Annotated in this window: 17 protein-coding genes; 6 read left to right on the top strand and 11 right to left on the bottom strand. The window is 63.6% G+C overall.

Annotation, left to right across the window (positions count from 1 at the left end; translation table 11 throughout):
• The first annotated feature begins 108 nt into the window (after positions 1 to 108).
• From HDG39_RS18280 to HDG39_RS18260, 5 genes are all read left to right on the top strand, one after another.
• Positions 109 to 519 carry a DUF2946 domain-containing protein gene (locus HDG39_RS18280; protein WP_184007381.1) on the top strand — a complete coding sequence of 137 codons (411 nt, stop codon included), beginning with the start codon at positions 109 to 111 and terminating at the stop codon, positions 517 to 519.
• 184 nt (positions 520 to 703) lie between these two features.
• Complete coding sequence (locus tag HDG39_RS18275) at positions 704 to 2,989, top strand: TonB-dependent receptor (protein ID WP_409259171.1); 2,286 nt, start codon at positions 704 to 706, stop codon at positions 2,987 to 2,989.
• Between the two features lie 70 nt (positions 2,990 to 3,059).
• A complete protein-coding gene (locus tag HDG39_RS18270; RefSeq protein WP_184007377.1) occupies positions 3,060 to 4,562 on the top strand; it encodes a PepSY-associated TM helix domain-containing protein in 1,503 nt (500 codons plus the stop codon).
• Positions 4,563 to 4,661: 99 nt separating this feature from the next.
• Positions 4,662 to 5,456: a DeoR/GlpR family DNA-binding transcription regulator gene (locus HDG39_RS18265; RefSeq protein ID WP_184007375.1), complete on the top strand. Its 795-nt coding sequence runs from the start codon at positions 4,662 to 4,664 to the stop codon at positions 5,454 to 5,456.
• Complete coding sequence (locus HDG39_RS18260; RefSeq protein WP_184007373.1) at positions 5,453 to 6,598, top strand: MFS transporter; 1,146 nt, start codon at positions 5,453 to 5,455, stop codon at positions 6,596 to 6,598. The genes HDG39_RS18265 and HDG39_RS18260 overlap by 4 nt, the downstream gene beginning before the upstream one ends.
• 6 nt (positions 6,599 to 6,604) lie before the next feature.
• Here HDG39_RS18260 and HDG39_RS18255 read toward each other — a convergent pair whose 3' ends face one another.
• From HDG39_RS18255 to HDG39_RS18205, 11 genes are all read right to left on the bottom strand, one after another.
• The gene (locus HDG39_RS18255) at positions 6,605 to 7,471 is read right to left on the bottom strand and encodes a sterol desaturase family protein (RefSeq protein WP_184007371.1); all 867 of its coding nucleotides are present in this window, start codon (positions 7,469 to 7,471) and stop codon (positions 6,605 to 6,607) included.
• Between the two features lie 645 nt (positions 7,472 to 8,116).
• Positions 8,117 to 8,995: a M23 family metallopeptidase gene (locus HDG39_RS18250; protein WP_311666335.1), complete on the bottom strand. Its 879-nt coding sequence runs from the start codon at positions 8,993 to 8,995 to the stop codon at positions 8,117 to 8,119.
• A gap of 419 nt (positions 8,996 to 9,414) precedes the next feature.
• Positions 9,415 to 9,642 (bottom strand): hypothetical protein, encoded by a 228-nt coding sequence (locus HDG39_RS18245; protein WP_013092139.1) that lies wholly within the window; start codon positions 9,640 to 9,642, stop codon positions 9,415 to 9,417.
• Positions 9,643 to 9,739: 97 nt separating this feature from the next.
• A complete protein-coding gene (locus tag HDG39_RS18240) occupies positions 9,740 to 9,883 on the bottom strand; it encodes a hypothetical protein (protein WP_184007367.1) in 144 nt (47 codons plus the stop codon).
• 50 nt (positions 9,884 to 9,933) lie between these two features.
• Complete coding sequence (locus HDG39_RS18235) at positions 9,934 to 10,224, bottom strand: hypothetical protein (protein ID WP_184007365.1); 291 nt, start codon at positions 10,222 to 10,224, stop codon at positions 9,934 to 9,936.
• Positions 10,225 to 10,469: 245 nt separating this feature from the next.
• A complete protein-coding gene (locus HDG39_RS18230) occupies positions 10,470 to 10,802 on the bottom strand; it encodes a DUF2322 family protein (protein WP_184007364.1) in 333 nt (110 codons plus the stop codon).
• Between the two features lie 558 nt (positions 10,803 to 11,360).
• Positions 11,361 to 12,212 (bottom strand): carbohydrate ABC transporter permease, encoded by an 852-nt coding sequence (locus tag HDG39_RS18225; protein ID WP_018423397.1) that lies wholly within the window; start codon positions 12,210 to 12,212, stop codon positions 11,361 to 11,363.
• A gap of 10 nt (positions 12,213 to 12,222) precedes the next feature.
• Positions 12,223 to 13,197, bottom strand: a complete 975-nt coding sequence (locus tag HDG39_RS18220) for a carbohydrate ABC transporter permease (RefSeq protein ID WP_026226330.1) — start codon at positions 13,195 to 13,197, stop codon at positions 12,223 to 12,225.
• Positions 13,198 to 13,254: 57 nt separating this feature from the next.
• On the bottom strand, positions 13,255 to 14,508 hold the full coding sequence (locus HDG39_RS18215; RefSeq protein ID WP_184007362.1) for an ABC transporter substrate-binding protein: 1,254 nt from the start codon (positions 14,506 to 14,508) through the stop codon (positions 13,255 to 13,257).
• Between the two features lie 85 nt (positions 14,509 to 14,593).
• Positions 14,594 to 16,573: a beta-galactosidase gene (locus HDG39_RS18210; protein WP_184007359.1), complete on the bottom strand. Its 1,980-nt coding sequence runs from the start codon at positions 16,571 to 16,573 to the stop codon at positions 14,594 to 14,596.
• A 20-nt stretch (positions 16,574 to 16,593) separates the two neighbouring features.
• The gene (locus HDG39_RS18205; protein ID WP_184007358.1) at positions 16,594 to 17,760 is read right to left on the bottom strand and encodes an ABC transporter ATP-binding protein; all 1,167 of its coding nucleotides are present in this window, start codon (positions 17,758 to 17,760) and stop codon (positions 16,594 to 16,596) included.
• 193 nt (positions 17,761 to 17,953) lie between these two features.
• On the opposite strand from HDG39_RS18205, the gene HDG39_RS18200 reads away from it, so the two are divergent.
• A complete protein-coding gene (locus tag HDG39_RS18200) occupies positions 17,954 to 18,997 on the top strand; it encodes a LacI family DNA-binding transcriptional regulator (RefSeq protein ID WP_184007356.1) in 1,044 nt (347 codons plus the stop codon).
• Positions 18,998 to 19,047 lie beyond the last annotated feature (50 nt).

Below are 19,047 nucleotides of genomic sequence, written 5' to 3'. Positions count from 1 at the left end.
CCCGAAATAAGCGCTTTTTCACCGTCTAATCCGCCGTTATGCCCGTCATTGCGAATGAAAGGATCGCGCGGTGATGCTAGAATCGCGCCCGTCTTTTCTTCGACGATCATGACTCGACACTCGCGCAACCACCTGACCGCATGGCTTGGCCTCGTCGCCATGTGGCTCGTCGTGTTCGCGCCGCTCGTGAGTCAGTTGCTCGAATCGGGCCGCGCCCACGAGCCGATTGCCGCGCTATGTTCGGCGCTTCATCCGGCTGGTGCAAGCAATGTGAGCGATGCGAGCGTCGTCGCTCAAACCAGCCCCGCGCCCGTGCATCTGAGCCACGACGATGCATTCGGCGCCTGCGGCTACTGTCATTTGCTCGAACATCACGTCGCGATGCCGACGCTCGCCGCCGTCGAGCCGCCGGCCGTGCTGCCGCTGGCCGGCACCGCGCCGCCCACGCTGTCCACCCGCTTCACCCCGCTTGGCGCCTTCCCGTCGGGACGTCCGCGCGCCCCACCTGCCGTTTCCTGATCGCTACCGGTTCTGATCGCGCATTCGTCGCTCACATCGACGAGGCCTGCGATCGCCTGTTCAATGCATCGAGGAAACGCTCATGTTCAACTTCGCGCTGCGAAGGCTCTCTTATTGCGTCCGTCGTGACGCTGTCTTTTCCGCTCATCGCGCGGTTCGTCGTTCCGTTCTTTGGCCCGCGCTCATGCCTGCCTTCGTGCCGGCTTTCGTGCCGGCTTTCTTCGCAACACCCACGTATGCCGCCGACGCAAACACCGACGCGACGCTGCCCGCCGTCAGCGTCAGTGCGAGCGCCAGCGCGAGCGCCGCACCGCGCGCCGTCGATCCGAACCTGCCCGCCTCCGTCGAAACCGTCACGCGCGATCAGTTCGCGAACTGGAACGTCGTCAACACGGAGGACGTGCTCAAGTACATGCCGAACCTGGCGGTGCGCAAGCGCTTTACCGGCGATCTGAATTCGATCATCGCGGTGCGCGGCACCAGCAATACGCAGAGCGCGCGCGGCCTCGTCTATGCGGACGGCTTGCTGCTGAGCAACCTGCTCGGCAATAGCTATTCGTTTCCGCCGCGCTGGTCGATGGTGTATCCCGACGAAATCCAGCAGGTCGACGTAATCTACGGGCCGTTTTCCGCGCTGTATCCGGGCAATTCGCTCGGCGCGACCGTGCTGATCGGCACGCGCATGCCAAAGCGGTTCGAGGCCAACGCCGACGTGAAGGCATTCACGCAGCACTTCAGCCTGTTCGGCGTGAACCAGAGTTTCAACGGCAGCGAAGCGAGCGCGTCGATCGGCGATCGGATCGGCAAGTTCTCGTACCTGCTCGGCGTCAATCATCTCGAGAACACGAGTCAGCCGCTGCAATTCGCAACGCTCGCTAAATCGACCACGCCCGCAAAAGCCGGCGACACGCCTGTCACCGGCGCCTATTTCTACAACAACCAGACCAATGCGCCGACGGCCGTGCTCGGTGTGAACGGCGAAGGCATCGAGCACACGGTGCAGGACCAGTTCAAGCTGAAGATGCAGTACGACTTCACGCCGACGTTGCAGGGCGGCTTCACGCTCGGCTACTGGCACCAGACGTACAACAGCGAAACATCGACGTTCCTGCGCGACGCGGCCGGCAACCCTGTGTACAGCGGCAACGTATCGATCAACGGTTACCACTACACGATTCCGGTGGCCGCGTTTGCGCCGGGTGTCGGGCACAGCGAGAACTGGCTCTACGGCGTGTCGCTGAAAACGCGCAACGCGACCGGCTGGAACGGCGAGGCGATCGCCTCGTATTACGACATCGACAATGGCGTCGCACGCACCGCGAATGCCGGCGGCCCGGGCAATGGCCCCGGCACCGTGCTGTTCAACGACGGCACCGGCTGGAAGACGCTGGACCTGCGCGGCACCTATACGCCCTCGACGAACCAGCCAGGACTGGCCAATCACGCACTGAGCGTCGGCTACCACTACGACAACTACTTCGTCGACAACCAGACCTACAACACGCAGGACTGGCGCGACGGCGACGCGACCTCGTTCGCCAACGCGTTCACCGGCAAGACGCAGACGCAAGCTCTTTATGCGCAGGACGCGTGGCGCTTTCTGCCGCGCTGGAAGTTCGTCTACGGCGTGCGCTATGAAGACTGGCAAGCCTACGATGGCGCACAGTCGCTGCCCGGCACGACGATCGCGTTCAGCAATACCAGCCAGCGCCACCTTTCGCCGAAGGCGTCGTTATCGTTCGATGTCAGCGACGAGTTGACTTTGCGCGCGTCGATCGCTCGCGCGTATCGCTTTCCTACCGCGAGCGAACTGTTCCAGGGGCAAATCAATGGCTCCGCGATCGTCAACAACAATCCATATTTGCAGCCCGAAGACGATCTGTCGAAAGAGCTGAGCGCCGAATGGGCGCATTGGAATGGCGTGTTCCGCTTCTCGCTGTTTCAGGACGACGTGAAGAACACGATCTTCAGTCAGACCGACACCACCGTGATTCCGAACGTGACGAACTTCCAGAACATCGGCAAGGTTCGCTCGCGCGGCGTCGAAGCAAGCTATTCGGGCGAAGACGTGTTCGTGCGCGGGCTCGATCTGCTCGCGAGCGTCGCGTACACGCAGTCGAAGATCCTCGAGAACGCACGGAGTCCGGCCTCGGTCGGCAAGTACTTCTACCGGATTCCGCTGTGGCGCGCGAACTTTGCCGCGACGTATCACTTCGACGCGCGCGCGGCGCTGACGCTCGCCGCGCGTTACTCGGGTCGTCAGTACAACACGCTGACGAATACCGACACGAACCCCAACGTGTTCGGCGGCACCAGCACCTACACGGTCGTCGACGCGAAGTTCACGTTCAAGCCGACGAAGCTCAGCGAACTCGGCATCGGCGTCGACAACCTGTTCGACGCGCGCTACTTCGTCTACCACCCGTATCCAGGCCGCACGTTTTATGTCGAAGCGAAGCTGCATATCTAGGCCTGACGCAAGACGCGGCAAACCGCTTGTCGCACACGAACCATCGCCCCATTTGCCCGACGAGGATTTCATGTCCACGACTCAAACCGCCGAACGCGTGCGCGCGCAGAACGGTACAACCGCCGCCACGAGCGGCCCGACACATCCAGGCTATCGAACACTGTGGCGCTGGCATTTTTACGCGGGTCTCTTCGTGATGCCTTTTCTACTCGTGCTCGCCATCACCGGCACGCTGTATTGCTTCCAGCCGCAGATCGAGCCGCTGCTTTATCGACAGCAACTGGTCGTCGCACCGCAAGCCGTCCCGAGGCTGGCCGACAACGCGCTGCTCGCGAAAGCGCGCGCGGCGATGCCGCCCGGCTCGATCGCGACGACCGCCGTGATTACACGCGATCCGCAGCGCAGCGCGGAATTCGTATTTCGTCTCGCGGACGGCTCGCAGCAGAGCATCTATCTGAATCCGTACAGCGGCGATGTGCTGGGCACGCTGAGCGTCGAGCATCGCTTGATGCAGATGGATCGCATGCTTCATCGCAAGCTGCTGCTCGGCAAGCCCGGAGAACTGCTGATGGAACTGGCCGCATGCTGGACGCTCGTGATGATCGGCACCGGCGTCGCACTATGGTGGCCGCGCGGCAAAACGACCGCGCGCGCGGTGCTGCTGCCGCGCCTGGCGCTGAAAGGACGTCCGCTATGGAAAAGTCTTCACGCGGTGATCGGCATCTGGCTCGCGCTTGGCGCACTTGCGTTCGTATTGACGGGGCTGCCGTGGACCGGCTCCTGGGGCAAGCAGTTCAAGTCGTTCGCGACCGCGACGAAGCTTGGCGCTCCGCCGGGCGCGTGGGGCGGCTTGCCGTTGCGCTCCATCGTGCCGGGAACGCCCTCGGACCACCCGGACCACGCGAGCGCCACGGTCGCGCATGCCACGCACGCCGACATGGACTCGATGCCCGGCATGGTCATGGACGACCTGCCGTTGCCGCTGACGCCGTGGGCCGCGGGCAACTCGAGCGTGCCCTCTTCCGCGGCCACCGACGCGGCGCAGCCTCTGTCGCTCGGGCATATCGTCGCGCTCGCCGCGTCGCTCGGTATCGCGGACGGCTATCGCATCGTGCTGCCGAACTCCGCAGCCGGCGTCTACACGCTTTCCTGGTTCCCCGCGAATCCCAAAGACGAACGCACGCTGTACGTCGACCAATACAGCGGCGCGATCCTGAAGGACATTCGCTACGGCGATTACGGCGCGATCGCGAAGGCCGTGTCGTACGGCACCTCGCTGCATATGGGTCGCTACTTCGGCGTCGCGAATCAGATACTGTGCGCGGCCATTTCGCTCGGCCTTGGCGCGCTCGCTGTGACCGGCTTCGTGATGTGGTGGAAACGTCGGCCGCAACGCTCGCTCGGCGCGCCGTCGCGCGAGCGCGCCGCGCCGCCGATGCGTGGCTGGGCAACCGGCCTCGCGCTTCTCGGCGTCGTTTTCCCGCTGATGGGCGCAACGCTCGTCGCGGTGTGGCTGCTCGACCGGCTGGTTTTCGGCCGTGACTCACGACCCGAACCGCACGGCGTGGCGTGAGATCAAGACGAGCCGGGGCGCACCGCTTGTGTCTCACGAGCGTTTACGATATATTTTGCTCGTTTATGATCGATTCACTCCGAAACGGAGAGGAGACCCATGCAGCGAACCCGGGAAGATGCAATCAACGGGCTACTGCCCGAGCAGCGCGAAGCACTGATTCTGGAGCGATTGCGCACGCACGGTCGCGTGCTCGCGGCCGAGCTGGCCGCCGAGCTGCAGATCTCCGAGCACACGGTGCGCCGTCATCTGCGCGATCTCGCGGATCAGGGGCACTGCAAGCGCGTGTACGGCGGTGCGCTACTGATGTCGCCCGCCGACAAACCCGCGGCGCTGCGCATGCATGAGGCCGTCGATCGCAAGGCACGCCTTGCCGCGGCGGCCGTATCGATCGTTCGTCCGAAGCAGATCGTGCTGCTCGACGCAGGCACGACGAACGTCGCGATCGCGTCGGCGCTGCCCGACAACGCCGGCCTGACCGTCGTCACGAATTCGCCCGAGACCTGCGCGCGGCTGCTGAACCGCCCGGGTATCGACGTGATCCTGATCGGCGGCCGCATCGCCGGCGGCGCGGCGGGCTCGCTCGGCGCGACCGCGCTGCTGCAAATCCAGCAGATCCGCGCGGACCTCTGTTTTCTCGGCGCCTGCGCCTTCGACCCCGACGAAGGCGTCGCCGTATTCGACGCAGAGGACGCCGAACTGAAACGCGCGATGGTCAAAGCGAGTAGCCAGATCGCCATCGCACTGACCTCGGAAAAGCTCATGACAGCGGCGCCGTTCGCGGTAGCGCCTGTTTCGGCCGTCGATTATCTGTTCGTCGAAGCGGACGTGCCGGACGCGCGTGTCGCGAGCCTCCGGGCCGTCTGCGATAACGTGATGGCGGCACGCCCATGAACTCACTCGTCAGGGAACGCATCGCGACGCTCGCCGTCTTTCTCGCCAACGGTTTCGGCATCGGCGCATGGGCGGTCGAGGTGCCGCGCATCAAGGAAAGCCTGGCGCTCAGCGACACCTCGCTCGGCATCGCGCTGTTCTGCTTCGCGCTCGGCGCCATCGTTGCGATGCCGCTCGCGGGACAGCTCGCGCCGCGCGTCGGCAGCGGCCGCGCGACCGCGCTGCTCGGCGCGGCATTCGCGATCGCGTTGCCGTTGCCCGCGCTCGCGCCGGGCATGCTGACGTTGTGCGTGGTGCTGTTTGCGCTTGGCGCGTCGAACGGCGCGCTCGACGTGTCGATGAACGGACATGCGAGCGCGATCGAAACACGCTGGCGCGCGCCGATCATGTCGTCGTTTCATGCCGCGTGGAGCGCGGGCGGCCTGCTTGGCGCGGCGAGCGGCGCGATGTTGCAGAAAGGCGGCGTCGGCGTCATGGGCGGGCTGTTCGCGCCCGATCTGTTGATCGCAGCCCTGATCATTTTCGCCGCGTCGTTCGCGTTGCGCGATATCGGTCCCCGCGCGGCCGCCGCGTCGAGCGGCTTCGCATGGCCCGACAGCAGCGTGATGAAACTGGCGCTGCTCGCGTTCATGTGCATGCTCGTCGAAGGCGCGGTGGCCGACTGGAGCGCGGTGTACCTGCGCTCCACGTTGAACCAGGAAGCGAGCGTCGCCGCGATCGGCTACTCCGCGTTCGCGTTTTCGATGGCCGCCTGCCGGATCGCCGGCGATGCATCGGTGCGGCGCTTCGGTTCGAGCAAGGTCGTCGCGCTCGGCGGTCTGATCGCGCTCGCCGGACTCGCGCTCGTGCTGAGCCTGCCGACGGTGCTAACCGCGTGCGTCGGCTTCGCGATGGTCGGCATCGGTCTCGCGAATATCGTTCCGGTGATTTTCAGCGCGGCGGGTCGCTCGAGCGCGACGCCGGCGATCGGCGTGTCGATGGCGGCCACGTTCGGCTATGCGGGCTTTCTGGTCGGGCCGCCGCTGATTGGTTTCGGTGCCGGCGTGGTTGGCCTGCGCGCGACGCTGGGCGTGCTCGTGATGGCCACGCTGATCGTGTCGCTGCTGGGCGGCAACGCGGTGCGCGCCGCGCAACCCGCATAGCGAGCGTTATTTCACTTTCTTGTCGAGCACGGCAAGCGGCTTACGAACGGGTAACGCATCGCGTGCCGCATGCTGACCCAATGGCCAGCTGAACGCGCCGAGCAGCGAGCTCGGCTGCGTTCCATCGTCGAGACCGGTGGCGGGCCACTCGTGTTTCGCGGGCACCCAACGCGTGCCGAACACGTGATCCCACATCGGCAATAGCTGCGTGAAGTTGTGATTGAAATGCTCGGCGCGAATCGAGTGATGCAGCCGGTGATACTGCGGATTGTTGACCCACGTGACGTAGCGGCCGAGGTCCACGCGCAGATTCAGATGCGCGAAATAGTTGCCGAACATGAACACGATCGAGGTCGCACCGACGATCCACGGCTCGACCTTGAACAGTACGCCGACGAGCGGATAAAGCAGGCAGCCCTTGAGCAGCACTTCTATCCAATGATGCCGCAACGTGATCGTCACGTTGAAATCCACCGCGCTATGGTGCAGCGAATGCAGCTTCCACAGGATGGGCCATGTGTGCTGCAAGCGATGAAACGCGTATTCGAGGAAATCGATCGTCAGCAGCACGATCACGAACGAAGCGAGCGCGCCCCACCCGCGCGACACCAGCACCACCATCCCGCCGCCAAGTGCATTGACGATCGCGACGCTCGCGGCCGCCGTCAGCGGCTTCGTGGCTTCCGCCAACGCCAGATACAGGCCCGCATACGCCATGTTCAAACGCTGCCCCGCACGCGATTGCAGCAAGGCGGCCGGCCAGCGACGCTCGAGCAACGCACCGACGCCCATCATGACCAGCACGAGCGCGTAGGCTTGCAGCCACAGATTCGCGTGGTGCAGCAATGCGGGAAACGGGCTCGACGCTAACATGGAATTCCCTGATGCGGCGGTCGTTAGCATGATCTTCGCAGCCCGCCGGCCCGCGCGCAAGCGCCCTTTAGCGGGAGCCCGCCGCGAATTCGGCTTGCCCCGCATGCACGGAAAAAATGGCGGGGTCATCGCTTCACGCCGTCACGATCGCGAGCGGACGTTAGATGCAGCCGTATCGTCCACTCGCGTCGTCGTTGTTTGTCGACATCCGTTTGCTATTGGCCCCGCCGCACCTCGCAAGTTGCGCCAAGCTCCCCGAGCGCGAATCGCGAGACTTTTGCTGCCGTCGGCATTTGTTCACTGCGTGAAATTCCGGCTGCAACATATGTAGTTCTTGTGCATTCGTCATTGCAATGGCTATGCCATGCTGGGATGAAGGCTTGCTACGTATGGAGAAATGCCTGCCGGGGCACTTCGAAGCGGGCCTGATCGCACGCGATGCATCGAAAATGAGACGCCGCGGGGATGCCCCGACGCCTTCGTGCTGGCTCGCACACGTCGTTCGACGCGCGCGGGAATACCCGAACGCGCATTGACGAACCAAGCTTTGCGACCTGTACCAGCCAAAAAGCCGACACGTCATGCGATGAAAGCGCGCCTGAATCATGCGGACCGGCGTGTCGCAAAGTTGAGACGGCAAGCGGCTTACAGCAGCGGGGTCAATTGCGCGACGCGCGACTCGAACTGCCGTAATTCATCGGAGGCAAGCGACCTCTTCTGCGGCAGGTCGACCTTGAGCGGATCCTGCGGCACATCGTTCACGTGGACCTCGAAATGCAGATGCGCTCCGGTCGCCCAACCGGTCTTTCCGACATAGCCGATCACCTGATCGCGCCTTACGCGGCTGCCGGAGCGCAGTCCTTTCGCGAAGTGCGACAGATGCGCGAACGTCGTAGAAAACGGTGCGGGGTTCTGAATGACGATCACGTTGCCATAACCGGCCTGACGGCCGATAAAGCGGATTACGCCGCGCGCGGTGGCATGCACGGGCGTGCCGGCCGGCGCGGCAAGGTCGACACCGTCATGACTTTGCCAACGATGCAGCACCGGATCGAAGCGGCGCAACGAGAAAGCCGACGACACGCGCGTGAAGTCGAGCGGATAGCGCTCGAACGCAGGCCCTGGGCTGACGCCGTCTTTCGAGTAGTAGAACGGTTGGCCGTGACGATTTTTCTGAAGGAACACGTCATGCGCGGTCGAGCCTCGCATGATGCGCACCGCGAGCGGTTCGCGCGATGGGTCTTTGCTGTTGTCGCTACCGGTGTCGAATACGGCGCTCACGCGGTCGCCAGGTTGCAGATCGCGCGACAGATCGAGCTCGTCGCGAAACGCGCGCGACAGAATGGCTGTGGTGCCCGCATCGACGCCGATGCTCTGCGCGGCCGCCGCGAATGTACGCTCGACCGGCGCTTCCCTCACGGTGAACGCGGGAGCTTGCGCAGCGGGCACGACCGGTGCGGATGCCGATGCCGGTATCGGCACGCGCGCAACGGCCTGCGTCGAGTCCTTGCTCAGGAGCGACACGTCGGGTTCGCCATTGCGCGCGGCGCGTTCATGAGTGACAAGATAGGCGGCGCACGCCGAGCTCATTGCACATACGACAATGATTTTGCTGGTGCGCCCCGGCAGAAGACGAGCTACGGATAGAGGCATGGTCAGGAACGACTGTCGACCATCGCATGCGCGAAAGGCACGCACGGCGAGGTGGTTTCGTTGAATCAGCATCTCCAGGCACTGCGTAAGACGCTGCATGAGGCTCGGGGCAGCCTATGGTTGCTTTCTTATGTCAGCCTTAAGCTGCCCCCAATTGAGCCTGCGATGCGGCGAGGGCACGAGCTCGAACTTTGGCCGCTGAGGCTCGACGGGCATGACGGCGCAATCGCGCTGCGCCGACGAGAGAACAAGCCGGAATATTCGACTCGGCCGCGCGGACGTCGACCGGGTTACGACAACGAAGCAAGCATGTTCGATAGCCGTCGGACATGGGCCTTGAACGCGTCGCTCGTTTCGCGGTTCGTGGTGGGATTCAGATGCGAGCTTTCGGCGAGTTGCGCCTGCTCGTGAAAGTCGTTGGCGATCCTGCGCTTGATATCGTCGGGCAGCGACCGCACGATGGAGACCAGCAAAGCCTCTTCGGCATGCAGCATGCCGAGAATTGAATGTGTGTCCATACGGGAACCTCCGTGGGGAACATCGTCGGTGCCGGCCGGCAGTGGTGCCGGCGCTCCTCATGTTACCCCGTTGGTTCCGCGTCGTTGGTCGTGCGCGTTACTCGGCGATCGAATAGCGCGACGGACGAGCTCGCGGAAGCTCCGCCTCACGCTCGACGCGCGGATTCGCGCCGCGGATGAACAGGACCGCGCAAAACGCGACCATGGCCCAGATGCAAAGAATGACGGTCAAAGCGCTCATGTCAGTTTCCGGAACTGCGGGTTAGTACGGTGATGCTGCCGCGTAGGCTGTCAATGCAGCGTGGACCGCTCGGGCGCACCGAACAGCAGCTCATCGATCAGGGCGGTCGTGAACGTCAACTGCGTTTCGAGCAATTGGCGCGCGGCTTGCGCGCCCGCTTCGTCGCTTCGGGCGACGGCCGCGTGTGCCTGCGTGGCGAGACGCACGATGGCTTCGGAACGGCGTAGCAGTTCGCGCATCGCGGGGGCGTCCGGACCCGGTGTCGGCTGATCCCGTTCCGGGGTGGTGAGTTCCGGCAGGTCGGCGTCGAACCGGCGGGGTTTGCTGTGACGGGAAGACATCCGGGGCTCCTGACGGAAAAGCGCGATATACGCGGGGGGACGAATCCAGTGTGCGCCGCCCCCCGCGTTTCAATTCACCGAACAGAAGCCGAATCTGAAGCCAATCCGGGGCTTCGGGAAAAACGAGGGTTTTTACGGAGCAATTAGCGCAGGTGGCCCGCAAATCCCGTCGCCGGGGCGTTGGAATTCGCGGCAGCGGCAGGAAAACGTCTACCTTGCGGGCGCGGAAAAGACTTTGAGCGGCCTCAAGCTGCCGGAACAACATCGATGCGCAATACCTCGCCGCCAGCGGCAATCGCCAGCAGGTGGTCGACGTTCGGATGCGCGCCCGGACGGTTGCGCGCGTCGGCCGTATGCTCGGCAAACAGCGCGAGGCCGTGTTCGGCCGCCTTCGCGTCGAGCGTGCCGCACGCGCCGCGCAGGTAGTTGTACACCGCGAGCGAGCCCTGCTTGCCCGGTTTGTTCTCGATGCTGGCGACCACGGTGCCGCTGACGTTGACCAGATCGATGCGTGCGATGCCGTCGATCGCCGGCATTCTGGCGAGATTTTCCTTGAAAACGTTGCTCGGTTCGATCATTGAAACCACTCCTTCCGTTCTAAAAAATGCATGGCGGGCCGTATCTTATCCGATGGGCGGCGAGCGGGCGAATTGGTGGCCACGACGGATCGGCACGCGCATCTGATACCTGGTATTCCTGGTAATCTTTCGCATGGCCCCTGGTCTCGACAGATCAAAGAAAACGTTTAACCTGAAACGCACAAAGCGCACGAATTCGGCCATCGTGTAACCACTTTCGAAGGAAGTCGGCATGGAGGCGAAAGCAATGCGTCGGCTCCACGACGAGTGAATACTTCGCCAACCTAACCAGGCGGGAAGGCCTCGTTCGATGGTTGATAGGTGTAGCAGCGATACCGGTAGCAGAATTTGGACTTCGCGAGCGAAGTCGGCGAAGGCAAGCGGCCTCTCGATAGTGCGCGCGCGGCGTTGAATGCCGTTATGCAGCGGGTCAACCCGCCGTCAGCTGAAAAGCGTTGATCGAGAAGTCAGCGTGCGAGCAGCAGTTCGCCACGCCGAAAAAAAGCCCGCTTCCGCGGGCAACCCTTCTCTACGCGGCAGCGCCACGCGTGAACAGCATCACCCCTTCGTCGCGCCAAACGTCAGGCCCGCGACGAAATGCTTCTGCATTGCAAAGAACATCATGACCGATGGCAGCGCCGCCAGAATCGATCCCGCCGAAACGAGATTCCACGCGGTCGTCCACTGCCCTTTCAGCGCGGCCACGCCGACCGTGATCGGCGCGGCGTCATCGCCTTGCGTCAGACACAAGGCCCAGAAATAGTCGTTCCACACGAACGTGAACACGAGGATCGCCAAAGCCGCGAGCGCCGGACGAATCAGCGGCAGCACGATCCTGAAGAACACGGTCCACTCGTTCGCCCCTTCGATGCGTGCCGCCTCGACCAGCTCGAATGGCAACTGCTTGATGAAGTTGCGCAGAAACAGCGCGCAAAAGCCGGTCTGGAACGACACATGAAACAGAATCAGCGCGCTCACGGTATTGAACAGACCGAGTTGCAACGACAGATCCCGCACCGGAATCATCAACACCTGAATCGGCACGAAGTTGCCTGCGACGAACGTCGCGAACAACGTCGAATTGCCGCGAAAGCGATAGATCGCCAAGGCAAAGCCCGCCATCGCCGCGAGTGCGATCGAGCCCACTACGGAAGGAACCGTAATCAGCACGCTATTCCAGAAGTAATGCAGCATCGGCGACGTCGTCAATGCCTCGCGATAGTTATCGAACATCGCGAAGTGCTTCGGCCATCCCCAGTAATTGCCCTCGCTGAGTTCTTCGGTCGAACGCACGGACGTGACCAGCACCGCGATCATCGGCAACAGCCAGATCACGAGTGCAATCGGCAACGTCAGTTTGTATGCGCGGCGCGTGGCCGGCTTCCATTTGTCGATTGGAATCGGAAACATCAGCGGCTCCTCATTGCTCGGCGCGCAGCATCCGCCGCAAGTGATAGACGATGTACACGAGCATGATGCCGAACAGCACCACCGCGATCGCCGCCGAATAGCCGATGCGGTAGTACTTGATCGCCTGGTCGTACATGAAATAGGCGAGCACCGTCGAGCTTTCGAACGGACCGCCGCCCGTCATCACCGAGATCAGATCGAAGCTGCGCAGCGCGCCGATGATCGTCACGACGATCGCCATGAACGTCGTAGGCCGCAACTGCGGCAGAATGACATGCCAGAGCATCGACCAGCCCTGCGCCCCTTCCATTCGCGCAGCTTCGATCTGCTCGGCGTTCAACGTGGTCAGGCCGGTCAGATAAAGAATCATGCAGTACGCGGTTTGCGGCCACAGCGCCGCGAACACGATGCCGAGCGTCGCATAGCGCGGATCGCCGAGCACCGGCACGCCGTGGCCGAGCATCATCGCGAGCAGGCCGAAGGTCGGATCGTAGAACCATGAAAAGATCAGTCCGACCACCACGCCCGACAACACGAATGGCGCGAAAAACAGCGACTTGACGATGCGGATGCCCGCCACCGCCTGATTCAGATACAGCGCGACGGCGAGGCCCGTCGGCGGTGCGAGCAAAAACAGCACGAGCCAGATCAGGTTGTTCTTGAGCGCCGTATAGAACGTGGGCGTATGGACCAGCTCGATGTAGTTCGCGAGGCCGACGAAGGTCGGCTCGGTCATCCCATCCCAGTTGAAGAAGCTCAGGCGGATCGTCGAGAGGATCGGCCACACCACGTACACGGCCACCATGAAGCAGGCCGGGGCGAGAAACAGGAACGCGGCGCGCCGCTGCCGCCGTGCGGTCGGCGTGGGGCCGCGCCGGCGCGACGCGACGGACGCGCCGCTCAGCGCACCGCCCGACGCCGGCAAGCCCGGGCCGCCGGGTTCAACAGGACCGTCGACGCTATGACGGCTGACGGAATGCGACACGATCAATCTCCCGATCCAATCCGATGCATCGGGCAGCGGCCTTGCGGCCGCCGCCGCTCACTTCTTGTAGATACGCTGACGCGTCTGCTCGAGCTGCGCGAGGATGTCGTCCAGTTTCGACGGATCGGAGACGAACTGCTGCATCCCCTTCATCCCCTCGTCGGCCATTTCCTTCGTCATGTCGCGATCGTAGAACTGCGCAATGCCGCCCTTCGTGTTCGACAGGATCTGGAAGCCGATCTTCGAAATCGGATCTTCAGGCTCCGGCGATTTGCTGTTCGCCGACAACGAGCCGAGTCCCTTTGCGAGTTGCGCACCGATCTGAGGCGTCTCGACGAACGCAAGGAACGTGTGCGCATCGGACTTGTTCTTCGCTTTCGACGGAATATGCAGCGATTCGACCGGTCCATCCTCGGCGGTCGGCACCTTGGAGTCGATGATCGGGAACTGGAAGTACCCCATTTGCGGCTTCACGTTCTCCGGGAAACCCGCCGCAATGAACGTCCCCATCAGCATCATGGCAGCCTTGCCCTGGAACAGGAACGGCTGCACCGCGTCGAGATCGTAGGACAGTGAATTGTTGATGAAGTAGCCGTCGTCGATCAGTTGCTTCCACGTCGTATAGACCTTCTTCACGCGCGGATCGGTGTACGGAATTTCGCCGGCCATCAGCTTCTGGTGAAACGCATTGCCGTTCAGGCGCAGATCGAGATAATCGAACCAGCCGGCCAGCGTCCAGGCATCGCGGCCCGCCACCGCGATCGGCGCAATGCCGGCGGCCTTCAGCTTTTTCGCGGCGTCGAGAAACTCGTCCCACGTTTTCGGCTCGCCCTTGATGCCGGCCTTCTCGAACAGGTCCTTGCGATAGAACATCCCCCACGAGTAGTACACGGTCGGCGCGGCATACTGCTTGCCCTTGTACGACGATGCTTCCTTCGTCGACGCATACATGTCGTTCCAGCCGTTCTTCTGCCAGTCGCCGGTCAGATCCTCGAACAGGCCACGCTGCGCGTAATACGCCATACGCTCGCCGTCGTGCCAGTTGACGATATCGGGCGCGACAGTCGAAAGCCAACCCGGCAACTGAACCTTGTAGGCTTCCTCATCGATGAACGATACCTTCACGTCGACCCCGGGATGCGCCTTCTTGAACTCGTCGACCACCTGCTGCCAAACCGCGCGCTGGCCCGCGCCCTTGTACGCGATGTTCAGCGCGAGCGTGCCCGCCTGCGCGGTGCCGACGACCGAGGTCCCCGCGGCAACCGCGGCCAGCGCGAGCGCCAACAGAATCTTGCGTGGTTTCAGTTTCATCCTGACTGTCTCCTTCATTCCATGGTTTTTACGTCGTTGTCGCTTCTATATCGAATGACTGCGTGGAATTGCCTAGGCCAGACTTCTATTGCGAGCGGTAGACCGCTACCCCTTGCGGCGCCACCTCCCGGGAGCCGATCACGAATGCGTCGTCGGAAATGTCGTCGAGCGTGTGGGTTCGATCGCCATAGTTGAACACATACGTCAGTCCGCCGCGACGGCTGATGCGCACGCTGTCGCCGAGTGCCTGCGTTTCGAGGCCCGCTTCCTGCGCGATCCGCGCGAACAGGCGCACGGTCAAGGCGTCGTCGAACAGGCTTGCAAAGTAGTGATACGCGCCGCTTCGCACGTACGCAGGATGACCGTCCGCGAAACGCGCGCGCACGTCGAATGAAGATGATGCATCGCTGTCGATGAAATCACGCCAGTGTCGCGCGAAGCCCTCGGCGGCACCGCCCTGCTGTTCGAGCACCACCGCTTCGGTCACGTTCGGCCGCATCGATTCGACGCGCCACACGCGCAGCGGCAGCACCGACGTCAATGCGCCAGGCGGCAGATTCGCCGGAATCCGCAGCTCGCACGTCTTCGAGCCGGTGCGTGGACCGAGCACGACCTGCGCGCCCGAGCGCGCGAGACGTTCGGCGAAATCGTCGGGCACGACCGGCAGCGGCGGCACGACGACGAGGCTATAACCATCGAACGATGCATCGGCCGGCACGACATCGACGTCGAGTCCGAGCGCGCGCAAAGCCGAGTAGTACTCGAATGCGAACCGCGGATAGTGAAAGTCCGCGCCCTGCGGATGAATCTCGAACAACCACTTCGCTTCATAGTCGTAGACGAGCGCGACTTTCGAGCGGATCGACGCATTCGCGTCGGCACTCGCGGCGAGCACCGCGTGAATTTCCGACGCCACCCGCGATGCTTCATTACCGCCGACGTCGAGCCGGTTATCGGGCGTATTGAGGCCCGCATGCATCTGCTCCTGCGCGAACGGCGCCTGACGCCAGCGGAAATACGACACGCAGCCCGCGCCGTGGGCGAACGCTTCCCAGCTCCACAGCCGCACCATGCCCGGCAGCGGCGCCGGATTCCACTGCGCCCAGTTCACCGGTCCCGGCTGCTGCTCCATCACCCAGAACGGCAGCTTCGACATGCCGCGATACACGTCGTGATTGAACGACGCGAAGTCCGGATGACCAGTGCGCAACCAGCGCGCCTTGATGTCCGGCGCGAACCACTGCTCTTCTAGCGCACCGAGCGGATAGCTGTCCCACGTTGCGACGTCGAGATCGGCCGCGACCTTGTAGTGATCGAACTCGGTGAAGAGCTGCATGAAGTTGTGCGCGACCGGCCGCCCCGGCGAATGCGCGCGAATGATCTCGACCTGCATGCGGTTGTAGCGCGCCACTTCGTCGGATGCGAAGCGCCGGTAGTCGAGACGATGCGAAGGATGCGCCTCGGTCACGGTGCCGACCGGCGCGTCGATTTCTTCGAAGCCGCGGTACTCCATGCTCCAGAACACCGTGCCCCACGCCTCGTTCAACGCCTGGATCGTGCGATAACGCGCCTTCAGCCACTCGCGAAAGCGCGCGACCGCGGCCGGCGAATAGCTGACCACCGTGTGATGACAGCCAAATTCGTTATCGGTCTGCCAGAAAGCGACCGCCGGATGCTTGCCGTAACGCTCGGCCACCGCCGTGCAAATACGACGCGACGCCTCGAAATACGCGGGCGACGAGAAGTCGTAATGACGCCGCGAGCCGAACCCGCGCGGACGTCCATCGGCGCCGACCGGCAGGATGTCCGGATGACGATCGATGAGCCACTTCGGCGGCGTCGCGGTGGGCGTACACATGACGACCTTCAGGCCAGCCGCGCCGAGCACGTCGACGGCGCGATCGAGCCAGCCCCAGTCGTATTCGCCGGGAGTCGGCTCGATCCGGCTCCAGGCGAATTCCGCAATCCGCACCTGCTCGATGCCGAGCGCTTTCATCCGGCGCGCGTCGTCGTCCCACATCGACTCGGGCCAGTGCTCCGGGTAATAACAGACTCCAAGACGCATCCCTATGTCCCCAATGTTTTTCAAGCGTAGTGTTCGACGGATTCGAGCGACGCGGCCGCGAAACCGTCCTCGGTAAACAGATGACAGGCCGTGGACGGCACCCGCAGGCTCGCGCGATCGCCTGGAGCGAGGCGCGTGTTGCCGAGCGCCTTGGCGATCAGAACGGCGCCACCGGGTTGATCGAGGTGCACGTAGCTGTGTTCGCCAAGCTGCTCGACGAGCGATACGGTGCGCGCGAGCGCGCCGTCTTGCGACACGCCCTCATTCGTCGTGGCCGCTGCATCGACGAACTCGAGATGCTCGGGACGCACGCCGAGCGTGACCGGCTGCGCTGGCTGCAATCCGGCGCTGCTGACCGGCACGCGCACGTTCTCGCCGGTGTGATCGAGCGTGACGAGCACGCCCTGCGCATCGAGTGACGCCACCTTGCCCGGCAGGAAATTCATTCGCGGCGAGCCGATAAAGCCGGCCACGAAGCGGCTTTTCGGGCGGTGATACAGCTCGAGCGGGGCGCCGATTTGCGCGATGCTGCCGTAGCGCTCGGTGTCCTTGCCCGAATGCAGCAGCACGATCTTGTCGGCGAGCGTCATCGCTTCGATCTGATCGTGCGTCACGTAGACCACGCTCGCCTTCGCAAACTGCTTATGCAGACGCGCGATTTCGACGCGCGTTTGTCCGCGCAAGGTTGCATCGAGATTGGACAGCGGTTCGTCGAACAGAAACACGCCGGGCTCGCGAACGATCGCGCGGCCGATCGCGACGCGCTGCCGCTGCCCGCCCGACAGCGCCTTCGGCTTGCGCTCGAGCAGTGCCTCGAGTTGCAGGATGCGCGCGGCTTCACGCACCTTGCGCTCGATTTCATCCTTCGGGGTCTTCGCGAGTTTCAGGCCGAACGCCATGTTCTCGAACACGCTCATGTGCGGAAACAGCGCATAGCTCTGGAACACCATCGCTACGCCCCGCTGCGCGGCCGGCACGTCGTTGACGATCTTCCCGCCGATCGACAGGTCGCCGTCGGTCACGTCTTCGAGCCCGGCGATCATGCGCAACAACGTTGACTTGCCGCAGCCCGACGGGCCGAGAAACACGCAGAACTCGTTTTCGCCGATGTCCAGATCGACGTTGCGAATCACCGGCGCACCGTCGCCATACGCCTTCTGCACGCCTCGTAACGAAATGCTCGCCATTGCATCGACTCCGTGATTTAATCGGCGCGAAGTCGGAGATTAAGCGCTTAATCAGCATGACCGAAAAATCGATCGCAAGCGATCGTTGGGTCTGTCTCCGATATCGTTTTGTACCTTGGTTTGACGACAGATGTTGCCGCGCCTCGCGCCGCGATGCAAATGTCGGACAGCCATCCCAAATAATGACCATATCATGCCCACACTCAGCGAAGTCGCGCGTCATGCCGGCGTCACGCCAGCCACGGTGTCCAACGTGCTGCGCAATCGCGGCCGCGTTGGCGAAACGACCCGGCAACGTGTGCTCGAGGCAGTCGCGGCGCTCGGCTATCGCCCGCATCTCGCCGCGCGCGCGCTCGCCGAGGGCCGTGCGCCGACGCTCGCGCTGATGGTGTCGAGCATCGCGAATCCGTTCTATCCGGAGTTCGCGCTCGCGGTCGAACGCGCTGCGCGCACGAGCGGCCACTTCGTGATCATCTGCAATACCAACGACGATCCGCTAAGCGGCCGCGCGTACCTCGACCAGATCGCCGGCACCTTGTCCGAAGGCGTGCTCGTGACCAACGCGAACCTCGATTTCGCCGATCTGCACAAGACCGAAGCGCGCGGCACGCCGGTCGTGCTGTGCATGTGGGAGCGGCCCACCGAGCCGCCCGGGCTGCCGTGCGTCGCGGTCGATTTCCGGCTGGCCGGCCAACTGGCCGGCGAGCATCTGCTCGAGCTCGGGCATCGGCGCTTTGGTGCGATCGTCGGCAGCAAGGCGTCGGGCATTCACGCGGCGCGCTACGAAGGTTTCGTCGACGCGTTGCGCGCGGCCGGTGTAACGAGAAATCGCGTGCGGCACGCGCTCGACACGATCCACGGCGGCTACCTGGCGGCGCGCGCGCTGCTCGAAGCCGATCCGCAACTAAGCGCGATCTTCGCGACCAACGATTTGCCTGCGCTCGGCGCGATGCACGCGGCCGCGGATCTCGGCCTGCGCGTGCCGGACGATCTGTCCGTGATCGGCATCACCGACATCCAGCTCGCGCGCGAGTCGCGCCCCGCACTGACGACGGTGGCGGTGCCGACGGTCGAAGTCGCCGGACTTGCAGTGGAACTGCTGCGCGAGCTGATCGAGACTTCCTACGGACAGCCGGAACGCGCCGCGCGGGACCTGCCGGCGCACGTGCCGATGCGGATTTCGTCCGAGCTGAAACTGGTCGTGCGCGCATCGACGGCCGCACCGCGTTCGCGTTGATGTGGCGGTTACAGCCGCGCCGCAACGTTGCAGTCCGTAGCAGTTGGACC

It is taken from the genome of Paraburkholderia lebeckiae, from assembly GCF_014201005.1.
Classification (GTDB): domain Bacteria; phylum Pseudomonadota; class Gammaproteobacteria; order Burkholderiales; family Burkholderiaceae; genus Paraburkholderia; species Paraburkholderia tuberum.
The sequence above is the reverse complement of the archived record's forward strand: the minus strand, read 5'-3'. Positions and strand labels throughout refer to the sequence as shown.

What these genes read in the sequence shown, in the direction of transcription:
- HDG39_RS18230 (WP_184007364.1), bottom strand. Translation starts at nt 10,802, where the DNA reads ATGATCGAACCGAGCAACGTTTTCAAGGAAAATCTCGCCAGAATGCCG.
- HDG39_RS18200 (WP_184007356.1), top strand. Translation starts at nt 17,954, where the DNA reads ATGCCCACACTCAGCGAAGTCGCGCGTCATGCCGGCGTCACGCCAGCC.
- HDG39_RS18275 (WP_409259171.1), top strand. Translation starts at nt 704, where the DNA reads ATGCCTGCCTTCGTGCCGGCTTTCGTGCCGGCTTTCTTCGCAACACCC.
- HDG39_RS18255 (WP_184007371.1), bottom strand. Translation starts at nt 7,471, where the DNA reads ATGTTAGCGTCGAGCCCGTTTCCCGCATTGCTGCACCACGCGAATCTG.
- HDG39_RS18280 (WP_184007381.1), top strand. Translation starts at nt 109, where the DNA reads ATGACTCGACACTCGCGCAACCACCTGACCGCATGGCTTGGCCTCGTC.
- HDG39_RS18225 (WP_018423397.1), bottom strand. Translation starts at nt 12,212, where the DNA reads ATGTTTCCGATTCCAATCGACAAATGGAAGCCGGCCACGCGCCGCGCA.
- HDG39_RS18235 (WP_184007365.1), bottom strand. Translation starts at nt 10,224, where the DNA reads ATGTCTTCCCGTCACAGCAAACCCCGCCGGTTCGACGCCGACCTGCCG.
- HDG39_RS18270 (WP_184007377.1), top strand. Translation starts at nt 3,060, where the DNA reads ATGTCCACGACTCAAACCGCCGAACGCGTGCGCGCGCAGAACGGTACA.
- HDG39_RS18265 (WP_184007375.1), top strand. Translation starts at nt 4,662, where the DNA reads ATGCAGCGAACCCGGGAAGATGCAATCAACGGGCTACTGCCCGAGCAG.
- HDG39_RS18210 (WP_184007359.1), bottom strand. Translation starts at nt 16,573, where the DNA reads ATGCGTCTTGGAGTCTGTTATTACCCGGAGCACTGGCCCGAGTCGATG.
- HDG39_RS18260 (WP_184007373.1), top strand. Translation starts at nt 5,453, where the DNA reads ATGAACTCACTCGTCAGGGAACGCATCGCGACGCTCGCCGTCTTTCTC.
- HDG39_RS18215 (WP_184007362.1), bottom strand. Translation starts at nt 14,508, where the DNA reads ATGAAACTGAAACCACGCAAGATTCTGTTGGCGCTCGCGCTGGCCGCG.
- HDG39_RS18205 (WP_184007358.1), bottom strand. Translation starts at nt 17,760, where the DNA reads ATGGCGAGCATTTCGTTACGAGGCGTGCAGAAGGCGTATGGCGACGGT.
- HDG39_RS18240 (WP_184007367.1), bottom strand. Translation starts at nt 9,883, where the DNA reads ATGAGCGCTTTGACCGTCATTCTTTGCATCTGGGCCATGGTCGCGTTT.
- HDG39_RS18245 (WP_013092139.1), bottom strand. Translation starts at nt 9,642, where the DNA reads ATGGACACACATTCAATTCTCGGCATGCTGCATGCCGAAGAGGCTTTG.